1 protein-coding gene is annotated in these 362 nt (G+C 66.6%); it reads left to right on the top strand.

The window, feature by feature from the left end; genetic code table 11:
• Positions 1 to 290: hypothetical protein (locus AB0C16_RS41025; protein WP_357691634.1), on the top strand; the 290-nt coding region annotated here is incomplete at its 5' end.
• Between the last annotated feature and the right edge of the window lie 72 nt (positions 291 to 362).

Below are 362 nucleotides of genomic sequence, written 5' to 3'. Positions count from 1 at the left end.
GCCGGGACTGGGAGCCCGGCGGCATGGGGGAGGTCGGCGAGGCGTTCCGGGAGACGACGTTGGACAGCGGCCCAGAGGACGTGGGGGTGGCTCCCGCGACGCCTCTGTTCCCGGTTGCGGTCAACGAAGACGGCAGTCAGGGCGTTTTCATGATCAACCCTGTGGGATCCGAGGAGCGGTTCTGGCTGACCGGCGAAGGAGACAGCTTCTTCTTCAAGGAATTCGCCGACGTGCTCGGCTTCCTCGCCGACGCGGGTTCCTGCGAACCAAGGGAGTCGCTTCTCCCGTAGCGCACGTAGTCCGTGTCTCCGCTTCCTCCTGAGGAACGTTCCGCTGTCGGGGCAGCGGTGAGCCTGGCCGCT

This window comes from Nonomuraea sp. NPDC048916 (assembly GCF_040649575.1).
GTDB lineage: Bacteria > Actinomycetota > Actinomycetes > Streptosporangiales > Streptosporangiaceae > Nonomuraea.
Note: the sequence above shows the minus strand (reverse complement) of the source record. Positions and strands in the feature narration are given on the sequence as shown.